The 22327-nt window shown below is 72.1% G+C and carries 22 protein-coding genes; 14 read left to right on the top strand and 8 right to left on the bottom strand.

The features are described 5' to 3' along the window. Positions 1-74: 74 nt before the first annotated feature. The 6 genes from AB0O36_RS13730 to rsmI form a co-directional block, all read right to left on the bottom strand. A complete protein-coding gene (locus AB0O36_RS13730) occupies positions 75-1004 on the bottom strand; it encodes a 4-(cytidine 5'-diphospho)-2-C-methyl-D-erythritol kinase (RefSeq protein ID WP_365108641.1) in 930 nt (309 codons plus the stop codon). After that, positions 1001-1915, bottom strand: coding sequence for a 16S rRNA (adenine(1518)-N(6)/adenine(1519)-N(6))-dimethyltransferase RsmA (rsmA, locus tag AB0O36_RS13725; protein ID WP_365108638.1), 915 nt, complete (start codon positions 1913-1915; stop codon positions 1001-1003). The genes AB0O36_RS13730 and rsmA overlap by 4 nt, the downstream gene beginning before the upstream one ends. Continuing rightward, on the bottom strand, positions 1912-3990 hold the full coding sequence (locus AB0O36_RS13720) for a ubiquitin-like domain-containing protein (RefSeq protein ID WP_365108636.1): 2079 nt from the start codon (positions 3988-3990) through the stop codon (positions 1912-1914). Before AB0O36_RS13720 ends, rsmA begins: the two co-directional genes overlap by 4 nt. Before the next feature lie 103 nt (positions 3991-4093). Next, a complete protein-coding gene (locus AB0O36_RS13715; RefSeq protein WP_365108961.1) occupies positions 4094-4945 on the bottom strand; it encodes a TatD family hydrolase in 852 nt (283 codons plus the stop codon). Positions 4946-5021: 76 nt separating this feature from the next. After that, positions 5022-5417: a hypothetical protein gene (locus AB0O36_RS13710; RefSeq protein ID WP_365108958.1), complete on the bottom strand. Its 396-nt coding sequence runs from the start codon at positions 5415-5417 to the stop codon at positions 5022-5024. Positions 5418-5655: 238 nt separating this feature from the next. After that, complete coding sequence (gene rsmI, locus AB0O36_RS13705) at positions 5656-6573, bottom strand: 16S rRNA (cytidine(1402)-2'-O)-methyltransferase (protein WP_365108633.1); 918 nt, start codon at positions 6571-6573, stop codon at positions 5656-5658. Positions 6574-6735: 162 nt separating this feature from the next. On the opposite strand from rsmI, the gene AB0O36_RS13700 reads away from it, so the two are divergent. After that, entirely contained in the window at positions 6736-8334 is a 1599-nt protein-coding gene (locus tag AB0O36_RS13700) for a phospholipid carrier-dependent glycosyltransferase (protein ID WP_365108955.1), read from the top strand. 117 nt (positions 8335-8451) lie between these two features. Here the strand turns inward: AB0O36_RS13700 and AB0O36_RS13695 are convergent, their stop codons facing one another. Beyond that, on the bottom strand, positions 8452-8838 hold the full coding sequence (locus tag AB0O36_RS13695; protein ID WP_365108630.1) for a hypothetical protein: 387 nt from the start codon (positions 8836-8838) through the stop codon (positions 8452-8454). A gap of 221 nt (positions 8839-9059) precedes the next feature. Here AB0O36_RS13695 and AB0O36_RS13690 point away from each other — a divergent pair, with 221 nt between their 5' ends. Continuing rightward, complete coding sequence (locus AB0O36_RS13690) at positions 9060-9836, top strand: NUDIX domain-containing protein (protein WP_365108628.1); 777 nt, start codon at positions 9060-9062, stop codon at positions 9834-9836. Here the strand turns inward: AB0O36_RS13690 and AB0O36_RS13685 are convergent. Continuing rightward, positions 9820-10947, bottom strand: coding sequence for an XRE family transcriptional regulator (locus tag AB0O36_RS13685; protein ID WP_365108626.1), 1128 nt, complete (start codon positions 10945-10947; stop codon positions 9820-9822). The two genes, AB0O36_RS13690 and AB0O36_RS13685, sit on opposite strands and share 17 nt — an antisense overlap. Positions 10948-11463: 516 nt before the next feature. Here AB0O36_RS13685 and AB0O36_RS13680 point away from each other — a divergent pair. The 12 genes from AB0O36_RS13680 (at position 11464) to AB0O36_RS13625 (ending at position 22180) form a co-directional block, all read left to right on the top strand. After that, on the top strand, positions 11464-11727 hold the full coding sequence (locus AB0O36_RS13680) for a DUF6284 family protein (RefSeq protein ID WP_365108623.1): 264 nt from the start codon (positions 11464-11466) through the stop codon (positions 11725-11727). Next, positions 11727-12002, top strand: a complete 276-nt coding sequence (locus AB0O36_RS13675) for a DUF6303 family protein (RefSeq protein ID WP_365108620.1) — start codon at positions 11727-11729, stop codon at positions 12000-12002. The genes AB0O36_RS13680 and AB0O36_RS13675 overlap by 1 nt, the downstream gene beginning before the upstream one ends. Continuing rightward, the gene (locus AB0O36_RS13670; protein ID WP_365108617.1) at positions 11999-12847 is read left to right on the top strand and encodes a hypothetical protein; all 849 of its coding nucleotides are present in this window, start codon (positions 11999-12001) and stop codon (positions 12845-12847) included. The genes AB0O36_RS13675 and AB0O36_RS13670 overlap by 4 nt, the downstream gene beginning before the upstream one ends. Continuing rightward, on the top strand, positions 12844-13161 hold the full coding sequence (locus AB0O36_RS13665; protein WP_365108614.1) for an RRQRL motif-containing zinc-binding protein: 318 nt from the start codon (positions 12844-12846) through the stop codon (positions 13159-13161). The genes AB0O36_RS13670 and AB0O36_RS13665 overlap by 4 nt, the downstream gene beginning before the upstream one ends. Before the next feature lie 81 nt (positions 13162-13242). Continuing rightward, positions 13243-14892 carry a hypothetical protein gene (locus AB0O36_RS13660; protein ID WP_365108611.1) on the top strand — a complete coding sequence of 550 codons (1650 nt, stop codon included), beginning with the start codon at positions 13243-13245 and terminating at the stop codon, positions 14890-14892. Continuing rightward, complete coding sequence (locus tag AB0O36_RS13655; protein ID WP_365108608.1) at positions 14880-16991, top strand: hypothetical protein; 2112 nt, start codon at positions 14880-14882, stop codon at positions 16989-16991. Before AB0O36_RS13660 ends, AB0O36_RS13655 begins: the two co-directional genes overlap by 13 nt. Positions 16992-17213: 222 nt before the next feature. Beyond that, positions 17214-17702 carry a hypothetical protein gene (locus tag AB0O36_RS13650; protein WP_365108605.1) on the top strand — a complete coding sequence of 163 codons (489 nt, stop codon included), beginning with the start codon at positions 17214-17216 and terminating at the stop codon, positions 17700-17702. Positions 17703-17713: 11 nt separating this feature from the next. Further along, positions 17714-17869 carry a hypothetical protein gene (locus AB0O36_RS13645; protein ID WP_365108602.1) on the top strand — a complete coding sequence of 52 codons (156 nt, stop codon included), beginning with the start codon at positions 17714-17716 and terminating at the stop codon, positions 17867-17869. A gap of 86 nt (positions 17870-17955) precedes the next feature. Beyond that, positions 17956-18876 (top strand): bifunctional DNA primase/polymerase, encoded by a 921-nt coding sequence (locus tag AB0O36_RS13640; RefSeq protein WP_365108600.1) that lies wholly within the window; start codon positions 17956-17958, stop codon positions 18874-18876. A 346-nt stretch (positions 18877-19222) separates the two neighbouring features. Then, positions 19223-20377, top strand: coding sequence for a DUF3631 domain-containing protein (locus tag AB0O36_RS13635; RefSeq protein WP_365108597.1), 1155 nt, complete (start codon positions 19223-19225; stop codon positions 20375-20377). A gap of 252 nt (positions 20378-20629) precedes the next feature. After that, the gene (locus AB0O36_RS13630; protein WP_365108952.1) at positions 20630-20848 is read left to right on the top strand and encodes a helix-turn-helix domain-containing protein; all 219 of its coding nucleotides are present in this window, start codon (positions 20630-20632) and stop codon (positions 20846-20848) included. A 72-nt stretch (positions 20849-20920) separates the two neighbouring features. Then, complete coding sequence (locus AB0O36_RS13625) at positions 20921-22180, top strand: site-specific integrase (protein ID WP_365108595.1); 1260 nt, start codon at positions 20921-20923, stop codon at positions 22178-22180. The last annotated feature ends 147 nt before the right edge of the window (positions 22181-22327 follow it).

Genomic DNA, 22327 nt, shown 5'->3' with positions numbered 1-22327 from the left:
GCGGCAGCGCTCCACCGGCGTCCATCCGCCGGGCCCGGCCCCGCAGGGCCGGGCCCGGGTTCACGGGCCCGGGTTCAGCGGGGCAGGACCGTCGCGCCCGGGGACGGGGAGGAGGCCGTGCGGGTGGTGCGGCAGGTGCCGGAGGCTTCGAGGGCGGCGGCGACCTTGAGCGCCGCTTCCGGGTCGTGGACCAGGAAGGCGGTGGTCGGGCCGGAGCCGGAGACCAGGGCGGCCAGGGCCCCGGCGCCGAGGCCGGCGTCCAGGGTCGCGGCCAGCTCGGGGCGGAGCGAGAGCGCCGCGGCCTGGAGGTCGTTGGACAGGGCCGCGGCCAGCGCGTCGGCGTCGCCGGAGCGCAGCGCGGCCAGCAGGGCCGGGTCGGCCTGCGGGACCGGGACGTCGGTGCCGGCGGTGAGCCGGTCGAACTCGCGGAACACCGCCGGGGTGGACAGGCCGCCCTCGGCGACCGCGAACACCCAGTGGAAGGTGCCCGCCCCGACGGGAGTCAGGTGTTCGCCCCGCCCGGTGCCCAGCGCCGCCTCGCCCACCAGGCTGAAGGGGACGTCGCTGCCCAGTTCGGCGCAGATGTCGAGGAGCTCCTCGCGGGAGCTGTCCAGACCCCAGAGGGTGTCGCAGGCCAGCAGCGCGCCGGCGCCGTCGGCGCTGCCGCCGGCCATGCCGCCGGCGACCGGGATGCGCTTGGCGATGTGCAGGTGGACGGCGGGCTCCAGGCCGTGCCGGGCGGCGAGGAGTTCGGCGGCGCGGGCGGCCAGGTTGGTGCGGTCCAGCGGGACCTGGTCGGCGTCGGGGCCCTCGCAGGTGACCCGCAGTTCCGCGGCCGGGGTGGCGGTGACCTCGTCGTGGAGGGAGACCGCGAGGAAGACGTTGGCGAGGTCGTGGAAGCCGTCGGCGCGGGCGGCGCCCACCGCGAGCTGCACGTTGACCTTGGCGGGGACCCGTACGGTGACGGAACCGGGTGCGGTGGTGCTCACTGCGGCGGTGCTCACAGGGCGGGCCTTTCCGCTGCCGGCTTGTGCTCCGCGATCGCCGCGAACTCCTCCACGGTGAGGGCTTCGCCGCGGGCCTGCGGGGAGATCCCGGCGCCGGTCAGCGCGGCCTCGGCGGCTGCCGCCGAGCCCGCCCAGCCGGCCAGCGCGGCCCGCAGGGTCTTGCGGCGCTGGGCGAACGCCGCGTCGATCACCGCGAAGACCTCCGCCTTGGTCGCGGTGGTCTTCACCGGCTCGGTGCGGCGGACCAGCGACACCAGTCCGGAGTCGACGTTCGGCGCCGGCCAGAAGACGTTCCGGCCGATCGCGCCGGCCCGCTTGACGTCGGCGTACCAGTTCGCCTTGACGGAGGGCACCCCGTACACCTTGTTGCCGGGGCGGGCGGCCAGCCGGTCGGCGACCTCGGCCTGGACCATCACCAGGGTCCGCTCGATGGTCGGGAACCGGTCGAGCATGTGCAGGAGCACCGGGACGGCCACGTTGTAGGGCAGGTTCGCGACCAGTGCGGTCGGCGCCGGGCCGGGCAGCTCCTGCACGAGCATCGCGTCGGAGTGGACCAGCGCGAAGCGGTCCTTCTTCGCCGGCAGCCGCGCCTCGATGGTGGCGGGCAGTGCCGCGGCGAGGATGTCGTCGATCTCCACGGCGGTGACGTGGTCGGCGGCGTCCAGCAGGGCCAGCGTCAGCGAGCCCAGTCCCGGGCCGACCTCGACGACCACGTCGTCGGGCCGCACCTCGGCGGTGCGGACGATCCGGCGGACGGTGTTGGCGTCGATGACGAAGTTCTGCCCCTTCTGCTTCGTGGGGCGTACGCCGAGGGCCGCGGCCAGTTCGCGGATGTCGGCGGGGCCCAGGAGGGCGTCGGGGGTGCCTTGCGGCTCGGACGGCTGCTCGGTCGGCTCTGCGGTGCTCACCGGTAAAGCCTACGGCCGCAGTGCGGCCACGGACTCGCCCCCCGCTGCACGTAGAGCTTCTTGGCCCGGTACGTCTGCTCGTCGGAGTCGGCGTCCTGCGGCCGGCCGCTGCCGCCGAGCCCCTGCCAGGTGCGTACGTCGAACTGGTAGAGCCCGCCGTACGTCCCGGACGGGTCGGTGGCGCCGGGCCGCCCGCCCGACTCGCAGTGCGCCAGGGCGACCCAGTCGAGTCCGTCGGCGCCCGTGACCGAGCTGGGGAGCGGCTTGGTGCCGACCTTCACCAGCGCGTTGACCGGTTCGCGCACGGTCTCCTCGGCGATCTTCCGGGGCCGCTGGCGGACCCCGTTGACGGTCCGCAGGGCGTAGGTGACCCGGCGGGCGCCGGGCCGGCCGGACCGTTCGACGACCTCGGTGCCGGCGAACAGGTCCGGGTCCTCGACCCGCCTGGTGACGTACGGGATCGGCTCGTCGCGGACCTCCCGGGTGCCGGTGATGCGCAGCACGGTGACGGTCTGGCCGTCGCGCGGGAAGGAGTCGGGCGGCACGGAGGTGGTGTCCTGGCCGCCGAGGCCGATGCCGGCCTGGTCGAGCGCTTCCCGGACGGTGGCGGCGTTGGTGCGGACGGTGCGTTCCCGGCCGTCCGCCATGAAGGTGACGCTGCGTTCGGTACGGACGTTCAGGGCGAGGCCGCGGCGGGGCACGGGGGCGGTGCGGGACGCGGAGAGGTAGGCGCCCTCCACCCGGACGCCGAGCTGGCGGAGCGCGGTCTCGACGGTGTCGGCGGTGGTCCACACCTGGCGGTGCTCGCCGTCGAGGGTGAGGCGCAGGGGGCGGCCGTAGCGGACGACGATCTCGTCGCCGTCGTCGAGGGAGGCGGTGCGGGCGGGGGCGACGAGGTCGTGTTCGCCGAGGCCGACGCCTTCCCGGCGCAGGAGTTCGTCGACGTCGTCGGCGAAGGTGTGGAGGGTGCGGGGGACGCCGTCGACGGTGAGGCGGACGGACTTGTCGGCGGCGACGAAGGCGGAGGTGCCGCCGGCCAGCACGGCCACGACCAGGGCCTGGGGGACGAGCTTCCGCAGTCCGTCGCCTCCGGCGGGGCCGCGCCGGGCGCGGGCGGCGGACCGGCCGCCGGCGGGGGCGGGACCGGGGCTGGGGCTGGGGCTGGGGGTGGATGCCGGTCCGGGCGGCGGTCCGGAGACGGGTCCGGGTCCGGGTGCCGGTGGCCCGCCGGGAGCGGGGGACGGCGCGGGGACGGCCGGGGGTGCGGGCGGGGCGGGGGTGCGGGCCGGGGCCCGGCCGCGGGCGCGGCGTCCCGGCTGGGGCTCGGCGGCCTTGCGGCGCCGGCCGGTGCGCGGGCCGGGGACGGGGGCCTCCCCGGAGCCGCCCGGACCGCCGGGGCCGCCCGGGCTTCCGCTGCCGTCCGGTCCTCCCGGGGCGTCGCGGTCGGCGCCCTCCGTCGCGGGCGCGGCAGGCACGGCGTACGCCCCGTCGGGCCGGTCCGGGGCGGGTGCGCCGTCCGCCCCGCCGGTCCCGTCCGGACCGGCGGGGGCGAGGGAGTCCAGGGCGCCGAGGGTGTCCAGGGCGGCGAGCACGTCGGGCGGGACGGCGTCCGGGGAACCCGCCCCGCCCGGTCCGTGGCCTCCGGGCGGACCGGCGCCGTGGTCCTGCGCGCCGTACCCGCCGGTGCCGTCGTACGCACGGCCCTCGTAGGGACTGCCCCGGTACGCACCGCCCCCGTACGGGCCGGCCTCGTACGCGCCGTGCCCGTACGGGTCACCGCCGGGCGCGGCGTAGGGGCCGGGGTGGGCGTCCGGGCCGCCGCCGGGGCCCGCGTACGGATCGGCGGGGCCGGCGTACGGGTCCGGGTACGCGCCCCCGTACGCCTCCGGCCCCGGGTAGGGCAGCGGGTGCGGGCCGGGATGCGGGTCCGGGCCGGGATGCGGGTCCGCACCCACCGGAGGCGGCGGCTCCGCGCCAGGGAAGGGCCCGGGTCCGGGGTACGGCCCGGCCCCGGGGAAGGGCTGCGCCTCCGGGGGCGCGTACGTGCCGCCCGCGTACGGCTGGGTATCGCTCACGACGCTCGCTCCACTGGTCCGGCCCGGCCTGGTTCGGGCAGGGGAGACTAGCGGAGCGGCGGTTACCGAGGAAAGTCGACCCGCTACACAGCGTGCACAGGAGTTAATAGCCGAACGCGCGAGCCGTGTTGGCGGCGAGGGCCTCGCACATCGCGTCCTCGTCGATGCCGCGCACCGCGGCCATCGCCCGGACGGTGAGCGGGATGAGGTACGGCGCGTTGGGCCGGCCCCGGTACGGCGCCGGGGTGAGGTACGGGGCGTCGGTCTCGACGAGGACCAGCTCCGCCGGGGCCACCGCCAGGGCGTCGCGCAGCGGTTGGGCGTTCTTGAAGGTGACGGTCCCGGCGAAGGACATGTAGTAGCCGGCGGCGGCGCATTCGCGGGCCATGTCGGCGTCGCCCGAGTAGCAGTGGAAGACGGTGCGTTCGGGCGCGCCCTCCTCCCGCAGGATGCGCAGCACGTCGGCGTGCGCCTCGCGGTCGTGGATGACGAGTGCCTTGCCCTGCCGCTTGGCGATCTCGATGTGCGCCCGGAAGGAACGCTCCTGCGCGGCCATGCCCTCGGGGCCGGTGCGGAAGTGGTCGAGTCCGGTCTCGCCGACGGCGTTGACGTGCGGGAGGGCGGCGAGCGCCTCGATCTCGGCGAGGGCGTCGTCGAGGGCGGCGTCCCCGCCGCCCGCCCGGGCGCCCTGGCGGGACCAGCCGTCGGGGTCGCCCAGCACGATCCGGGGCGCCTCGTTCGGGTGGAGCGCGACCGCAGCGTGGACGTTGTCGTGCGCGGCGGCGGTCTCGGCGGCCCACCGGGAGCCCTTCACGTCGCAGCCCACCTGGACGACGGTGGTCACGCCGACGGAGGCGGCCTTGCGGAGGGCCTCCTCGACCGTGCCGCGCTGCATGTCCAGATGGGTGTGCGAGTCGGCCACCGCCACCCGGAGCGGTTCGGGCAGCGGCGGCATCTCGTCCTTGGACTCCTTGGAGTCCTTCACGGACTTCGTGGAGTCCTTGGCAGGGCTGGGGCTCATACGCCCGATCTTATGACCGCCGGAAGAGTGCCAGCAGGCGGGCGATCGGCCCGCGGCGCGGCCGGTCCCCCTCCGGGGCGACCTCCACCGGTCCCGGCGAGGCGTGGGTCGGCTGCTTCCGCGCCGGCCGCGGCCGGCGCGGGACGTTGGCGCCGGCGGGCACCGGTCCGGCGATCCCCGGGGCTATCCGGTGGTGGTAGAGCCGGTCGATGGTGCCGAGCACGGTGTCGACCTGGCCGGACCGCATGATCCGGACCACGTGGCCCTCGCAGTTGTGGCAGGTGGGGTTGGACAGCGGGGAGGGGACCCGCTGCCCGTCGGCGGTGTAGATGATGAAGGGCCGGCCGTTGATGTCGGTGTGGTGCTCGATCTCGTAGGCCTGTTCCCAGCCGAAGCCGCACCGCATGCAGGCGAAGGAGTACGCCTCGTGCACGATCTGCACCCCGGGAGGGGGTGCGGGACGGGGGTTGGTGGCGGCGACCGGGGTGTCTGCGATCTCACTCATGCCGGCTCCTCTAGAGCGCTGGTGTCCACTGCCAGTGGACGCCTCTTCGGGCAAGAGCGCATCAGGCCATGTCGACTGTTGGCTGATCTTTGGGTGACTCATTCCCGGAGCAGCCGGAGCACGGCCTAATCTTTGCTTTTCAGATTAGCTCTTTACCGGCTTGCGGTGCCTTTCGTACCGCGTTCTTTGCCGCCACCACGGCATCGAACACTTCCCGCTTGGGAAGGCCGGCTTCCGCCGCGACCGCCGCGATGGCTTCCTTGCGCCGCTCCCCCGCTTCCTCGCGCACCTGCACCCGGCGCACCAGCTCATCGGCGTCGACCTCGCCGGGGCCGGCCTCGGCGGCGCCCTCGACCACGATGGTGATTTCGCCGCGCACGCCCTCGGCCGCCCACTCCGCCAGCTCGCCCAGCCCGCCGCGCCTGACCTCCTCGTACGTCTTGGTCAGTTCGCGGCAGACGGCGGCCCGCCGGCCGGTGCCGAAGACCTCGGCCATGGCCGCCAGGGTGTCGTCGAGCCGGTGCGGTGCCTCGAAGTAGACGAGGGTGCGCCGCTCGGCCGCGACCTCGCGGAGCTTGCCGAGGCGCTCGCCGGCCTTGCGGGGCAGGAAGCCCTCGAAGCAGAAGCGGTCGACCGGGAGGCCGGACAGGGCGAGCGCGGTCAGCACGGCGGACGGGCCGGGGACGGCGGTGACCTTGATGTCCTGCTCCACGGCCGCGGCGACCAGCCGGTAGCCGGGGTCGGACACGGAGGGCATGCCGGCGTCCGTCACCAGCAGCACCCGGGCTCCGCCGAGCAGCGCCTCGACGAGTTCGGGGGTGCGCGCGGACTCGTTGCCCTCGAAGTAGGAGAGGACCCGGCCGGTGGTGTGCACGCCGAGGCCCTGGGTGAGCCGGCGCAGCCGCCGCGTGTCCTCGGCCGCGATCACGTCGGCCTGCTCCAGTTCGGTGGCGAGCCGGGGCGGGGCGTCGGCCAGGTCCCCGATCGGGGTGCCGGCCAGGACGAGGACGCCGGGGTGGCCGGGCTGGGAAGTGCGGGCGGGCTGCGTGTCTGTCACCGCCCCATCCTCTCAAGTCCGCGGCCCGGGGCTCCCCGGTGCTGGGGGTCGCACAGATCCGTTCCCTACGATGACCCGGTGACCACCAGTACCGCGACCCCGACGCTCGCCGAGCCCCACGCGCCCAGCCCGCCCCCGCGGGACGACGTCCGCGCGCGCCTGGTGCCGCCGTACGCCCGACCGTCCGGACAGCTCTGGGCGGCCCTCGGGGTGCCGGCGGACGCCGGCGGGGCGCTGGGCAGGGTGCTGGCCTGGCTGGGTCCGGTGCTGATCGCGCTGGTCGCGGGGGTGCTGCGGTTCTGGCACCTGGGCCGCCCGAAGGCGGTGATATTCGACGAGACGTACTACGCGAAGGACGCGTGGGCGACCATCCGGCAGGGCTACGAGGCGAGTTGGCCCAAGGACGTCGACAAGTCGATCATCGCGAATCCGGACGGGGTGGCGCTCCCGCTGGACCCGGGCTACGTCGTGCACCCGCCGGTGGGCAAGTGGGTGATCGGCCTCGGCGAGTGGATGTTCGGTTTCACTCCGTTCGGCTGGCGCTTCATGACGGCCCTGCTGGGCACCCTGTCGGTGCTGATGCTGTGCCGGATCGGGCGGCGGCTGTTCCGCTCGACCTTCCTGGGCTGCCTGGCCGGTGCGCTGCTCGCGGTGGACGGGCTGCACCTGGTGATGAGCCGGACGGCGCTGCTCGACCTGGTGCTGATGTTCTTCGTGCTGGCCGCTTTCGGCTGCCTGCTGATCGACCGGGACCTGGCGCGGGCCCGGCTGGCGGCGGCGCTCCCGGTGGACGAGGAAGGGCGGACCCGCCCGGACGCGCTGATCGCGGAGACCACCCGGCTGGGACTGCGCCCGTGGCGGATCGCCGCCGGCGTGTGCCTGGGCCTGGCCTTCGGCACCAAGTGGAACGGCCTGGTCGTGCTGGCCTTCTTCGGTGTGCTGACCGTGCTGTGGGACGCGGCCTCGCGCCGGGTCGCGGGCGCGGGCACCCCGTACCTGGCCATGCTGCGCCGTGACGCGCTGCCCGCGTTCTCCTCCGTCGTCCCGGTGGCGCTCCTCGTCTACGTGCTCTCGTGGACCGGCTGGATCCTCAGCCCGGCCAACGGCAAGGGCGGCTACTTCCGCGACTGGGCCGCCAAGCAGGGCGGCCCGGCCTGGCTGCCGGACTGGCTGACCAGCCTGTGGCACTACGAGACCGAGGTCTACAAGTTCCACGTCGGCCTGACCGAGGGCCACACCTACGAGTCGAACCCGTGGAGCTGGCTGGTCCTGGGCCGCCCGGTCTCCTACTTCTACGAGTCCCCCGCCCCCGGCACCGACGGCTGCCCGGCCTCCGAGACCGCCAAGTGCGCCCGCGAGGTGCTGGCCCTGGGCACCCCGCTGCTGTGGTGGACGGCCTGCTTCGCCCTGCTGTACGTGCTGTGGCGGTGGGCGTTCCGCCGCGACTGGCGGGCCGGCGCCATCGCCTGCGGTGTGGCCGCGGGCTACCTGCCCTGGTTCAACTACCAGGAGCGCACGATCTTCTTCTTCTACGCGGTGGTGTTCGTCCCGTACCTGTGCCTGGCGGTGGCGATGATGATCGGCGCCCTCCTGGGCCCGGCCGGCTCCTCGGAGCGGAGGCGCGCCCTGGGGGCCATCACGGCGGGCGTCCTGGTTCTGCTGATCATCTGGAACTTCATCTACTTCTGGCCGCTGTACACCGGCGAGACCCTGCCCATGGACTCCTGGCGCAACCGAATGTGGCTGGACACCTGGGTCTAGCAGGGAGAAGAGGCAAGGCTCGGTGCATCGCGCGCCGGACCCTTGTTGGTCGTTGGCGGGTGTCATCGGCCCACCTGGGCCGTCATTCGACGGCCCAGGGGCGGCCCGGTAGAGACGCTACTTAGTCCCCACGCAGACGACGTCCTTCTCACCGGTATCGGCGACATCAACGCCGTCCGCACCACCTACGCGCCACGTGCCGCGAAGTTCGTATGCCTCCGTCACGCCCGGTACTGGTCGGCACAGCTCTGGGTTGGTCTGGTTCTCGAAAATCCGGAGAATCTTGGCGTCAGCCGCGGCCGAATCGCAGGGGACCAAGCTTGGCTCTGCGCCACTCGTGGCCATGCAACCCCCCACTTCTGCCTTGAGAGGCTCGGGCTCGCCCTCGCCGAAGATCAGACCAACAACGAAAAGAGCCGCAAATGCTACGAAGACAACAGTCCAGCATCCGACTCTGATCTTGTGCACAAGTATCGAGCTGCCGTCAGCAGCCTTTCTTCCCATGGCGGGCATCCTGGCGCAGCCGAACACCCTGCACCAGAGCTACTGACCGATCCGTTAGCGATCAGAAGAGGTCACCCTCAAAGCCCAGGACCGCCCCGCCTCTCCGCCCGCTGAACATGGAGGAGCAGAGATTGATGGTTGAGTCATCCGTACTCCATCCGCGCCACCGGCCCCGTTACGCTGGCGAACACGAGCCGCCGATCGGGGAGTGTGCGCCGAGGATGGGACCCAAGACTCAGAGGGTCTACGAAACGATCCGGTCCTGGATCGAGGAGGGCCGGTACTCTCCCGGGGACAAGCTGCCGTCCGAACGGTCCATGAGTGCCGATCTGGAGATCGGCCGTACCGCCTTGCGACAGGTGCTGACGCGGCTGGTAAACGAGCACTTCATCAAGGCGCACGACCGCAGCTCATATCGCGTGCTTGTCGGGGGATCCACTCCCGCGCCGGCAGAAGGTGAACCCTGGAAGGTCCACGGCTCGCGGTCCGTGTACGAGAACCGATGGGTGAACCTCGACCTGGTCGACGTGGAGCCCCCTGGGGTGGAGCGCTTCGAACATCACGTGGTCCGGCTCTTCCGCGTGGCCGTCACGGCCGTGATCGATGACCAGGACCGGGTGCTCATGCTCTGGCGGTACCGCTTCGTGCCGCAGCAGTGGGGGTGGGAGCTACCCGGGGGGATCGTGGACGAGGGCGAAGACGCCGCCGCCACCGCCGCCCGGGAGACCGAGGAAGAGACGGGCTGGCGCCCCGGTCTCATCGAGCACGTCGTGAGCTACCAGCCCATGATCGGCATGGTCGACTCGCCCCACGAGATTTTCGTGGCCCGTGGAGCCGAGAAGGTGGGCGAGCCCACCGACGCGGAGGAGGCGGGCGAGGTCGCGTGGGTCCCTCTCGACGACATCCCCCGCCTGATGAGCGAGGGCAAGCTGATGGGATCAGGAACCCTGGTTGCCCTGCTGCACATCCTGGCCACGCGCTCTACAGGCGTCCGGTAAGCATCTCCACCCGCCGGCGATACCGCACGGACCCCGTGCGGTTCGCCAGCAACCGCGCTTGTTGCAGGTGGCTGCGTGCATCTTCGAGCTCTCCCCGCGCAAGATGGGCCTGGCTGAGATCACAGTGCAGCCCAGACTTCGCGCGCACGAACGACGCGTCGGCGGCCGACAGCGAGGCGTACAGCTCCTCCATCGCGGAGCTGTCCCCCAGCTTGGCGAGCACGTTCCCGCGCCACCTCGCCAGGTGGTCCTTGTTCAGAAAGATGCTCGCCATGTCCGGGTCCCGCGTCTCGCCGTCATCCGGAAGCAGCGAGTTCGCCTGTTCCAGCGCCCTCCGGGCGTCCTCCGTCATCCCCGCTCCCCCGCAAAGCTCCGCCTCCGCGGCAGCGAGCCAGGCCCGTAGGCGCGGCGACTGACGGTTCGCCTGAGTGGTCCGCGCGTCCCGCACCAGCTCCACCGCCAGCTGCGGCCGGCCAGCGTCGTGCAGCACGTACGCCTGCTCCCCCATGGCGTGTGCCAGATACATCGGTGAATCCGCGTCCTGGGCAGCCTTCTTCGCAAGCTCGTAGTGCCGCCATGCCCGCTCCACGGCCCCAGCGTCCAGCGCCTGCCACGCTGCCAGCGTCGATGCCCCCGCCAGCGCCGTGGCGATCGGCCGCCGCGCACTCGGCAGCACCGCGAAGGTCAGCGCGTCCTCCATCCTCGCCAGGTGCCCGTTCATCTGGTCAACGAGACCAGCCGCACCCATCTGCCGGTCCATCGTCCGCAGCAGCTCTGTCTGATCCAGGAACGTCTGCACCATGGACACACTGAGGCTGACCGCGGCATCGATCCTGCTCAGCAGATCCTCATATCCGTCCGCCTGTTGAGGCTGCGGTTCCGGCTCTCCTCGTAGCTCAGCGTCTGTGGCACCGAAGAGGGGCCGAAGGATCGCTGCATACCGATCCGTGATCGGGCGCCGGCCGTTCTCCCACTCCGAGATGTAGACCTTCAGGCTCGCCGATGACGCGATTCCCAAGAGCCGCTGCTCCGCGAACCGCCGCATCTCGTAGACCAATCGGTCCTGAGACCACCCACGGGCGGTCCTGATCACTCGTAACCCCGTGCCCACGCCGCCTCCCATAAAGCCGCAGGTGAGAGCTGGTTAACCCTCTTGAGGTTAACCCCAGTTGGCTACCGAGACACCCAACTTGAGCCGTTCCCTAGAGATGCACGCCGAGCAACCCACCAAACAGGGGGTTGCATCTGGTGCGCACCAGATGCCAACCTACTGGTGCGCACCAGATGAGCCGAACTGGCTCGGCTCTGGCATGCACTCGCACCACCGCACGAAGCGCCCGGACGGGTCCTGGGAGGGGCTCGAAAGGAAGCGATTGCCCCTTGAGAACTCAACAGTGTGACGAATGAAAGGCCGCCTCCCCGCAGAGGCGGCCGGTGCGGCTCAGGTCCGCACACCAGCTATCCGCAGGGTTCTCGTGCTGCGGCCGGTTGCCTCCTCCGCCCGTCTCGTACGGGCGGGGTCGAGGGGAGCCGGAGTTCTTCCTGCTTCACAACGACGTGCGCCCCCGGTGCTCGAACACCGGGGGCGCTGTTCGGTCCCGTTCCTGTGTGAGAGGAGCAAGACCCAATGAAGTTCATCGCTGCACGTCAGAACCGTGTTACCGCCCTGCCGGCCGATCTGGAGCCGACGGACGCGGAGTTGGACGCGATCGAGGCAGAGATGCCGGTCATCACCGCGGAGGTCGAGTTGCTGGACGCGCTGATCGCGCTGCTGGACCGTCCGGCCTCGGAGTTCAGCGCCCGCCGGATCCGACGGGCGCACCGCAAGGTGTTGGCGGCCCGCCGGGACGCGGCGAACAAGGCTGCGGCGGTCGCGCCGGAGGTGGCGTGATGCACCTGACCGCGCAGATGTCGAACCGTGCCGGGTGGCACCTGTTCGTCGTCCTCATGGGCGAGACCCGGTGGCCCTCGTACGACTGGCCGGTCGGCTCGCCCATCCCGACACAGGCCGAGCGGGACCAGGCCCTGGCCGACCTCGGCTACGAGGTGGAGCCCGGGGCCGATTGGTCCTGGGTGGAGGGGGAGCCGGACGAGTGCTGGGACACGTCGGTGCTGCTGATGGCCACCGCCGCCGTCCGGCCGAACGGGTCTGGTGGTGGCCGGTGAAGGCGCGGAGCGCTGCGGCTCAGATCCGCGCGCTGGAGCGGCTGCTGGCCTCGCTGACACGGGTGCTGGTGTTCATCTGCACCGTGGCGCTGATCTTCACCGCGACCAACGTCACCACCTTCGCCATCGACCACCACGTCTCACCGTGGATCGCCTGGCTGCTGGACCCCATGGTCGCTGTCGCGCTCGGCACGGTGCTCCTCTTCGATGGCCGCCTGTCGGAGTACGGTCTGCGCCCCTCGGGATGGGCGACCGTGCTGCGCTGGTTCGCCGGGGTGGCCACGTGGGTGATGAACTGCTGGGGTTCCCTCTGGCCCGAGGGGACGCCCTTCGGCGTCCCCCACTCCGTCGACCCCGCAGGGCTGGTTCTCCACTCCATCCCCCCGGTGCTGCTGATCGCGCTCGCCGAGGCCATCAGCCACTACCGGCGGACGATCCTGGACAAGATCGAGTACCTGCGGGCCACCGAGGGGGACACCGTGACAGCCGGGGTGCATCCCCCTGCCGTCCACCCTGCACCCGCGCCGCCGTCCACCACCCCCGCGGCTGCTCCGGCGGTCGCTGAGTCCGTGGGCAGGCTGGGGGTATCTTCGCTGGTCATCTGCGGTGGCCGCCGGGTGTATCCCCTGACCATCCCCCGTGCCACCACCGTCGTCCCCCTCCACCCCGAACCGGTCGAGAAACTTCCGGCAGAAGAGGCGAAGCGGATCATCCGTGAGTGCTGGGTGAACGGCGACTCGATCGGCCACGCCGCCCGGCTGTCCACCCGGTCCACCTCCTACGTCCACAAGGTCTACACCCAGTTCGCCACCCACTCCTCTGCCACCGACGAGGCCGCCCAGTGAGCACCCTGCCGGTCTACCGGTGGCACCTCGCCCCGGACGGCCTGGCCACCCGCCGACAGCTCCGCGCGGCCGGGCTCCGCCCCGGTGGACAGGACGTCGTGGCGGAGCTGCGGCGCCCCCGGCGGAAGCGAGGGCCGCTGATCGCCTACCTCTACCGGATCGACCTGGCCCGCCCTGTCCGGCCGTTCACCGCGGCCAAGCGCGCGGCCCTGGCCCGTGCGAACGCGGCCCGGCGGACCTGCCCGCACTGCGGACGGGACGCCGGATACGTCATCCCCGCCCACCTGGGCGCCTGCAACCCCTGCTCTGCCTGAACACCCCGTCACTGCAGTTCGGGCCCGGCCCTCTCCACCACAGATCCGGCCGGGCCCCTACCTCAAGGAGGCACGTTCAGCATGACCGAGACCCTCACCCCGCCAACAGCCCCACCCGACCAGGACACGCCCCCGGCCGATCCGCCCGCTCCCAAGCAGCAGCGCGAACCCCAGGTCGAGCACACGGCCGGTGGCCTGCCGGTCCTGCCTTTGGGCCTGGCCGGGACGAACACGACCGCCGGGCTGGTCGGGGCCGCGGGCATGGCCGCCGGACCGGTCGCCGCGGCGGTCGCCATGACCGCCGCCGTCGTCCTCGGAACCCTGGCCACCCGCACCAAGCAGGACAAACGCAAGTCCCCTGCCCGCCGCCCCCAGCCCACGGCATCGACGGCGGCCACGTTCTCCGGCCGGTCGCCCCGCGCGTCGGGGCTGGTTCCCTCCCAGCCGCGCGGCAGCCACCGTGCTGCCTCCGCCGCCGGTGCCGGCCGCCGAGCCGGTCCAGGCAGCACCAGCCGGGCCACGGGCGCCTCGCCCAAGACCACCGGTGGCAGCCCACGCGGTTCCGTGACACCGGTGGGGAAGGCCAAGGCGCCGTCCCGGCGTAAGGGTTCGGGTGTGCTGTCCCGGGTGCCGGGTGGCGGCCGGGCGGGCCGCGTGACGGAGCTGCGGCAGCAGGCCCGCCACGACACCCCGACCCGGGCCGCCCGCCGGGCTGCCGATACGGGAGCCCGACGGCAGGTCGCCGATGCCCGCCGCGCGGCCAAGACCGCCGCTCGCACCACCCCCGCACCCCAGACCGGCAAACAGGCTGAGCGGGGCCCCGCTGGGCGCCTGGTCGGCATGGCGGCGGGCAAGGCGGCAGGGATACGGGACCGGGCCGTAGCCGCGGGCCGCAAGGCCCAAGACCGGCACACGGCCGGGCAGGTCCGGGCCGGTGAGCAGTCCGCCCGCCAGGCCGCCCGCACCCGGCGGGTGGCCGCACTGAAGGCCCCCGCCCAGAAAGCCGCCCGCAAGGCCCTGCGCCGGTCCGCGGCCCGCTACCAAGCCCGCCGGGCCGCCGCCGGCGTTCTCGGCGCGCTCATGGGCGCCGCCGGAATGCTCACCACCCCACTGGGCCGGAAGCTCGGCATGGCCTGGCTGATGAACCCCGGCCGGCGGCTGTTCCGCTGGCTGACCAGCCGGGCCCGCACCGAACGCCAGCAGCGCGACACCGACATCCACGCCCAGCTCGACCAGGACGAAGCGGCTGCGGAGGAGCAGGCCGCCGCCGAGGCCGAGCAGGACGAACAGCCGCTCGGGGAGCGGGCCGAACGGCCCGACCGCACCAACACCACCGCACCGCCCGTCATCAGTGAGGGAGACACCGTGAGTACGTCCAGCAGCAGCGGGTCGGGGTTCCGGTTCGAGGAACTCGCCGCCGAGATGGAGCAGGCCGCCCAGTCCTACGAGCCCGAGTCCGCCATGGAAATCCTCGCGATGATCGACGGACTGCCCGAGGCCCTGGCGTCGGTCGCGAACATCATGCAGATCCTCGCCGAGCGCTCCGACAGTGAGTTCCCGCTGGAGAAGGAAGTCGCTCAGGGCTTCGCCGACATCTACGGCGCCCTGAACTCCGCGACCGCGGTGGCCGACGACCTGTGCGGCGTGTTCCGCATGGTCCACGAGCACGACATCGCCCGCCACGAGGACCCCCGCAACGGGCCCGAGGCCGAGAAGGGATGGAACGTCTGATCATGGCCGCCACCGCCCCCCAGCACACCGGGGTGGCCCTGGACTGGGCCGCCGGTCACGGACCTGTGACCGGCGCCCTGTCCGCCACCACCGGATCCTTCGCCCTGTCCACCATCGGCGCCGCCACCCACATGCCCCCCACCTGGGCCCTCGCCTTCGGCACCGCCGGAGCGATCGGCCACACCGCCGCCGGCCTCCGCCAGAAACTGGCCGGCCGCACCATCGGCGCCCGCGCCGCCTCCTGGCTCCTGGCCGGAGGCTGGACCACCTGGGCCATCACCACCACCCCCCTGTCCTGGACTGCCCTCGGCTCCCTGGCCACCCTCGGCATGGGCATGGCCGCCGCCACCCACTTCACCAGCCTCTACGAAGAGGCCCGCGAGAACGTCGCCCTGGAGGAAGCCGAACGGCAGGTCGCCCGCGAGCTGTCCGCGGAGCGGCGGGCGATCGCCGCCGAGTGGGTCGACCGGGTGCAGCGGGTCTGCGGGATCACCCTGCGCGTGCTGGCGGTGGAGATGTGGCCGACGGGGACCGGGTTCACCATCGACGCCGAACTGCCCCAGGGCGGCATTCCGTGGGACCGGGTTGCCCAGCACAACACCCGCCTGTCCGCCGATGCCCGCTTGCCGCACGGCTGCACCGCTGCCGCCTCCCCCGGCATCGACCAGGGCCGCGTGTTGATCGACGTCACCACCGTCAACGTCCTGGCCGAAGAGATCGGCTACCCCACCGACTACAGCCCTCTGTCGATCCTGACCGGCATGCCCTGGGGTGTCCGCACCGACGGCACCCCGGTCAACGCCTACCTGCGCGAGCAGTGCGCGCTGCTGGTCGGCCCGACCGGATCGGGCAAGACGAACCTGCTCCACGGTGTCCTGGCCGGACTCGCCCGCGCCAACGACGGCCTGACCTGGGTCATTGACCTCAACGCCGGATCGGCCGGCCTGCCCTGGGTCCGCCCCGCCCTCACCGCCGAGGCCGGGCAGGCGGTCCGGCCGGGCGTGGACTGGCTCGCGTCCACCTTTGAGGAGGCCGAGCTGATGCTCGATGCCGCGCTGCGGGTCGGGCTGCGCCGCAAGCAGGCGTATCAGGACCTGCTGGCCAAGGCGAACACCGACCTGCTGCCGATCAGCGCGGAGATCCCGCAGATCATGCTGGTGGTGGACGAGGGTGCGGAGATCCTGACCAGCACCGATCAGCAGATGCGGAAGCTCGCCAAGAAGATCCTGGAAGTGATCCGGATGCTCCGCTCGATGGGGATCCGAACGATCCTGACCGCGCTGGGTGCCACGAGCAGTGTGCTCGGCAATCTGATGATCCGCCGTGAAGGGAAGGTCCGGGTGGCCCTGACCGGCGGTGAGACCGAGGGCATGGACCTGAACAAGATGTTCCCCGGCTCCCGGGGCCTGCGCGTTGAGCAGGCGCCGTACAAGGGCTCGGGATTCATGGGAACGCCGGAGTCCCCGGCGGGCCTGTTCAAGTCCTGGCGGATCCTGCCCAACCAGATCCGCGACATCGTCATCGCCACATCCGACCGGCACCCCCGCCTCGACAACGTCTCGGCCAAGGCCGCCGGCCCCGACTACGCCCGCCGCTGGGACCACACCCGCACCGCCTGGATGACCAACGCCGACCCGAGCGAACCCGAGGCTGGGGCCGAGGCACATGGCAAGACCGCGTCGGCCGCGACCGGCGGGCTGAACCTGAGCGCCCTCCGGAACGCCGGGCCCGCCCCGGCCGCGGGCGCGACGGACGAGGACCGGCTCGCTGCGGAGTTCATGCGCGAGATCGACGCCCAGTTCGCCACCACCCCCGAACCCGCCGCCAGCCCGGAACCGGAACCCCGCACCTCTCAGGGACTGAATCTCAAGGCGCTGCGTGGTGAGCAGGCCGACACCGGCCCCGGATGGCTGCCGGACGCCATCACCGCAATCTACGCCGCCGGGCCGGAGGGTATGAAGCCGGCCGCGGTCGCCGACCAGGTGGGCAAGGACCGCAAGACCGTCCGCAAGGCCCTCAAGGACGCGGCCGACCGCAGGGAGCTGGTCTACCGGGACAACGGACCGCACTCCGTCTACGTCCACCCCGACCACGCCTGACCCATCGCAGACAGCTACCGGGTAGTGGGTACTGGGGCATGCCCCCAGTACCCACTACCGGCCCTACTGGGGCGCCCAGGGGCTTTCAACTGGCCTTTCTAGTGGGGACCCCACTACCCACTACCCAGTAGCCACACCCCACTACAAGCACGCAGCGCAACCACCCACACGGGCCGCCCCTGCCACCAGCAGGCGGCCCGTCGCCGCGTACAGGAGCCTGCAATGCCCTATGAACCCACCCTCCCGAGCACCACCACCGCCACCCACTACGGCGACCCCGCATACCGGCCCGCGCCCGTCCAGCCGACCGTGATCCTGCCCGCCGAGATACCGCCCGGCGTCGACTGGGTCACCCTCCCCAACGGCGTGCGCACCCTCGCCTACACCAACCCCGCACCCACCCAACCGGAACGCGCCCGCGAGTCAGTGCCGGTGTGGGCCAAGACCACCGCCCTGCTCGCCCCGACCGTCGGCGGCGGGGTCGCCGCCGCCGGATTCGGCATCGCCTACGCAGCCCCGGGACTGATCGCCATGACCGAAGCCCTCTGGGCCGCCGTCGCCCTCCTCGCTGCCAGCGCCGCAGCGCCCCTGCTCCTCCGCGCCGGCCGCGGGAACACCGGCCACCGCGCCGGACCGGTACAGCACGTCACCCAGAACATCACCGCCACCGGCCTGTTCGGCAAGGCCACCGGAACCATCAACAACCGCTGAAAGGGACGCCCATGCATGCCGACCACGACGACGCCGAGTACGTCCTCACCGTCGAACTTGACTGGGAGGACCTCGACCAGCCGTACACCCGCCAGATCACTCGCCGTCAGCTGGGACAACTCCTGCTCCAGCTGGACGACATGGCCGATGACACGGCCACCGACTGACGCACGACAAGGCGGCCCCAACCTCACGCCAATGAACCCGGGGCCGCCCTCGCATCCAGCACTCACGAGAACTGGAGACACCCAGCATGACCCACCAACTCTTGTCTGCGCTGCTGACCGCAGCATTAGCCGCCGCCGCCCGCGGCTGGCCGGTGATCCCGCTCCGGCCCGGCTCCAAGGTCTCTGCCCTCCACGGAGAGACCCACTGCCCCCGTACCGGGGACTGCGCCGACGGGCACGCCAAGCCCGAGCAGCGCGCCACCACCGACCCCGACCGCATCTGCGCAGCATGGGCACCCCGCGCGTACAACATCGGCCTGGCCACGGGACCGGCCGGGCTGGTGGTCGTGGACCTCGACCCGCCCAAGCCCTCCGACCCGCCCGGCACCCATCACGGCTGCGAGATCCTCCACAACCTGTGCACGACCCTCGGCGAGACCTTGCCGGAGACGCACACCGTGGCCACCCCGTCCGGCGGGCTGCACCTGTACTTCGCCGCCCCGCCCGGCGCCCCGATGCGCTGCACGGCAGACACCCTAGGTCGGCACATCGACACCCGGGCGTGGGGCGGCTACGTCGTCGCCCCCGGCAGCATCACCCCGGCCGGGCGCTACGAGATCGCCGACGACCGGCCCCCCGCCCCGCTTCCCGCGTGGCTGCACGCCCGGCTGACGGCCCCGCCCACGATCAAGGCCGTACCGCTCCGCCCCCACGTCTCCGGAGCCCCCACAGGTCGGCGGGCCGCCTACGCTGCGGCGGCCCTGCGCAACGAGCGCCGGAATGTCGAGACAGCGGCTGAGGGCGGGCGGAACAAGGTGCTCGTCCGGGCCGCGCGAGCCCTGGGGCGGCTGATCGCGTCCGGCGACCTCGACCGCGACGAGGTCGAGGAGGCTCTTAGCTGGGGGGCGGAAGCGGCCGGCCTGAAGCCCTACGAGTACCGCTCCGCGATCACCAGCGCACTGAACTGGTCCATCACTAACAACTCCGGCACCCGGGCGACGGCATGACCGGCCGCGGACACCCCCCGGCTAAGAGCCCATCCGACAGCCCCACCGGCCCCGGCCTCGCCGAACCGGGCCGCGGCACAGACGGCAGTAGGGCGCCGAAAGTCGTCGCCCGTCAGGGCGTCCCTTCATCTGTTCGCCCTGACCCGCGCCCGGCGGACGGCCGATACATCGTCGCCACGCTCCAAATCTGTGCCCCCTACGGCGCGATCCCCTCCGCGCGCTCGGTCTGCGCCTGCGGACGGGACGAGACCGCGTACGGGCCCCGGCAGATCCTCGCGCTTGTCCAGCGCCACACCGACCACCGCACCGCCTGCCACCTGCGGGCCGACGACAGGAGTGCCGCCGCATGACCCTGACCACCATCCACCCCGCCCCCGCCGAGACCCAGGCCCCGGAGCAGGCTCCGGAGGGAGCGGCCCTCCTCGACGCGGTGGAGGCCTTCCACCGGCGGTTCAACGTCTTCCCCAGCGAGGCCGCCTACGTGGCGGTCGCCTTGTGGGACGCACACGCGCACCTCCTGGAAGCGTTCGACGCCACGCCGCGGATCGCGTTCCTGTCGCCGGAGCCTGGCTCGGGTAAGTCCCGCGCGCTGGAGATCGTGGAGACGCTGGTGCCCGCGCCGATGGTGGCGGTTAACGCCTCGCCGGCCGCGCTCTTCCGCGCCGTGTCCGGCGGCGAGGGGCGGCCGACGATCCTCTTCGACGAGATCGACACCGTCTTCGGCCCCAAGGCCGGGGAGAACGAGGAACTGCGCGGGTTCATCAACGCCGGGCACCGCCGCTCCGGCGTCACCTACCGGTGCGTCAGCGACGGCGCCGGCAATCAGTCCGTCGTCGGCTTCCCCTCGTACTGCGCCCTGGCCGTCGCCGGATTGGGCAACCTGCCTGACACGATCCTGACCCGGTCCGTGGTCATCCGCATGCGTCGCCGCGCCCGTACCGAGAAGGTCGAGCCGTTCCGCGCCCGCCTCCACACCACCGAGGGCCACGCCCTGCGGGACCGGCTCGCCGCCTGGGCCGACAACGTCCGCGACCGCATCACCGGCGCCTTCCCCGTCATGCCCGACGGGGTCACCGACCGCCCCGCCGACGTCTGGGAGCCCCTCCTCGCCGTCGCCGACGCCGCCGGCGGCGACTGGCCCGACCGCGCCCGCGCCGCCTGCCTGGAGCTGGTCACCGCCGCCGAGAGCGACGACAAGGCCAGCCTCGGGATCCGGCTCCTCACGGACCTGCGCGACCACGTCTTCGGCGACATCCCCCGCCTGCCCACCGCCGCCGTCCTCGAACAGCTCCGCTCCCTGGACGAAGCCCCCTGGGGCGACATGAACGGCCGGCCCCTGGACGCCCGCGGACTCGGCCAGATGCTCCGCGAGTACATGACCGGCGCCAACCGGCCGATCGTCGCCCGGAACATCAAGACCGCCGGGACCGTGCTGAAGGGCTACTACGCCGACGACCTCGCCGACGCCTGGAGCAGGTACTGCCCGCCCCCCGGTTCCTGAAAGTCCGCTACCTCCGCTACCGCCGCTACCTCGCAGGTCAGAGCACCTACCGAGGTAGCGGCAACCCCCTGAGGTAGCGGCAAAGATCCGCTACCCCCACCCCGCCACCGGCCCCCACCCCACCCAGGCCGGTGGCGGCACTCATCCGCTACCGCTACCCCATCCGCTACCAACACACCGCCCCTGACCTGCGCGGTAGCGGAGTAGCGGCAGTAGCGGACATCTGAGAGGGGCCCTCCGGGCCCCGAGCGAATCGAGGGGATCACGCTGAACGCACTCCCTGCCCAGTTCCTCAGCCCGGACGACGTGGCCACCCTCTTCAAGGTCCCCGTCGAAACCGTCTACCAGTGGCGCAAGAAGCGCACCGGTCCGCCCGGCTTCCGCGTCGGCAAGCACACCCGCTACCACCCCCAAGCGGTCCTCAACTGGATCGCCCAACAGATGGCAGACGACATCAGCGCCGCCGCCTGATCACACCCCACCACCACGAGGGCGGGCCCACCCTGGGCCCGCCCTCTCCTCATCTTTCAGGAAGGCTCCTCAGTGGCAGGGCACATCCAAGACCGCTGGTACAAGACGGAGAACGGCCCCGACGGCAAGGCCCACCGGGTCAAGACCGACCGGCACGGCACCGGCATGCGCTACCGCGCCCGGTACATCGGCCCGGACGGAACGGAGAAGTCAAAGAGCTTCCCAGACAAGCAGAAGAGGCTTGCCGAGCAGTGGCTCAACGAGACGGCCGCCGACATGGCGCGAGGTCAATACGTCGACCCGCGCGCCGGCCGCATCACCTTCCGCCAGTTCGCCGAAAAGTGGGTGGCCACGCACACCACGGAGATCAACAGCCGCGAGGCTGCGGAGCGGCGGCTCAGGCTGCACGCCTACCCGTACATCGGAACCCGCCCCGTGCCGTCGTTCCAGCCGGGCCATATCCGAACGTGGCTGGGCGCGTTGGAGCGCAACGGCTTGGCAGCCTCGCACCGCCGGATCATCTTCGGCACCGTCTCGTCCGCATTCAATGCCGCTGTCGATGACGGCCTGATCCCCAAGAATCCGTGCCGGGCCCGGTCCGTGCAGGTTCCCAAGCCTGAGCAGGTTCGCGTGGCACCGTGGACTCCCCCTCAGGTGCTCGCCGTCCGCACTGCTCTGCCGGAGCATCTGCGAACGGCCGTGGACATCGCCGCGGGTTGCGGGCTCCGGCAGGGCGAGGTGTTCGGACTCGCCGAGGATGAGTTGGACTACGAGAGCGAGTGGATCCACGTCCAGCACCAGCTGAAGCGCATCCGCGGGAAGTACGTGTTCGCTCTGCCCAAGGGCGGCAAGACCCGCTCGGTGCCGCTGCCCCGGTCGGTCGCTTCTGCACTCGTCAGCCACACGAAGCTGAACCCGCCAGTCAAGGTCACCTTGCCGTGGCGGACGCCAGAGGGCCCCCTCGTGACCAAGTCTCTGGTGTTCAGCGGCTCCGAAGGGGACTTCGTCAGGGTCAGCCATTTCAACGACTTCATGTGGAAGCCCGCACTGGCCGTGGCGGGCATCATCCCGCCGGCCGAGGAGGGCGAGCGGTACGCCTCTGCTCGCCTGCACGGAATGCACGCACTGCGGCACTTCTACGCGTCGGTCCTGCTGGACGCCGGGGAAAGCATCCGCGCCCTGAGCCAGTACCTCGGGCACGCCGACCCGGGCTTCACGCTCCGCACGTACACGCACCTCATGCCGAGCAGCGAGAGCCGGACGCGGAAGGCCGTGGACGGGCTGTTTCCGGGGCCCACGGAGCATGATCACGGCCCCGAGACGGCCCCGTAGGTCGCACCCGGCCCCGATCGGTCAAGTTTTGGCTGGTCGGGGCCGCGCATGCGGCGAAAAGCGAGACTTCATCTACTTCTGGCCGCTGTACACCGGCGAGACCCTGCCCATGGACTCCTGGCGCAACCGAATGTGGCTGGACACCTG

Origin of the sequence: Streptomyces sp. NPDC089799, from assembly GCF_040684755.1 — a bacterium.
Lineage (GTDB): Bacteria > Actinomycetota > Actinomycetes > Streptomycetales > Streptomycetaceae > Streptomyces.
This window is presented reverse-complemented; position numbering and strand designations above follow the sequence as displayed.

What these genes read in the sequence shown, in the direction of transcription:
- AB0O36_RS13715 (WP_365108961.1), bottom strand. Translation starts at nt 4,945, where the DNA reads ATGCCGCCGCTGCCCGAACCGCTCCGGGTGGCGGTGGCCGACTCGCAC.
- AB0O36_RS13710 (WP_365108958.1), bottom strand. Translation starts at nt 5,417, where the DNA reads ATGCGGTGCGGCTTCGGCTGGGAACAGGCCTACGAGATCGAGCACCAC.
- AB0O36_RS13695 (WP_365108630.1), bottom strand. Translation starts at nt 8,838, where the DNA reads ATGGGAAGAAAGGCTGCTGACGGCAGCTCGATACTTGTGCACAAGATC.
- AB0O36_RS13690 (WP_365108628.1), top strand. Translation starts at nt 9,060, where the DNA reads ATGGGACCCAAGACTCAGAGGGTCTACGAAACGATCCGGTCCTGGATC.
- AB0O36_RS13680 (WP_365108623.1), top strand. Translation starts at nt 11,464, where the DNA reads ATGAAGTTCATCGCTGCACGTCAGAACCGTGTTACCGCCCTGCCGGCC.
- AB0O36_RS13675 (WP_365108620.1), top strand. Translation starts at nt 11,727, where the DNA reads ATGCACCTGACCGCGCAGATGTCGAACCGTGCCGGGTGGCACCTGTTC.
- AB0O36_RS13660 (WP_365108611.1), top strand. Translation starts at nt 13,243, where the DNA reads ATGACCGAGACCCTCACCCCGCCAACAGCCCCACCCGACCAGGACACG.
- AB0O36_RS13655 (WP_365108608.1), top strand. Translation starts at nt 14,880, where the DNA reads ATGGAACGTCTGATCATGGCCGCCACCGCCCCCCAGCACACCGGGGTG.
- AB0O36_RS13650 (WP_365108605.1), top strand. Translation starts at nt 17,214, where the DNA reads ATGCCCTATGAACCCACCCTCCCGAGCACCACCACCGCCACCCACTAC.
- AB0O36_RS13645 (WP_365108602.1), top strand. Translation starts at nt 17,714, where the DNA reads ATGCATGCCGACCACGACGACGCCGAGTACGTCCTCACCGTCGAACTT.
- AB0O36_RS13640 (WP_365108600.1), top strand. Translation starts at nt 17,956, where the DNA reads ATGACCCACCAACTCTTGTCTGCGCTGCTGACCGCAGCATTAGCCGCC.
- AB0O36_RS13635 (WP_365108597.1), top strand. Translation starts at nt 19,223, where the DNA reads ATGACCCTGACCACCATCCACCCCGCCCCCGCCGAGACCCAGGCCCCG.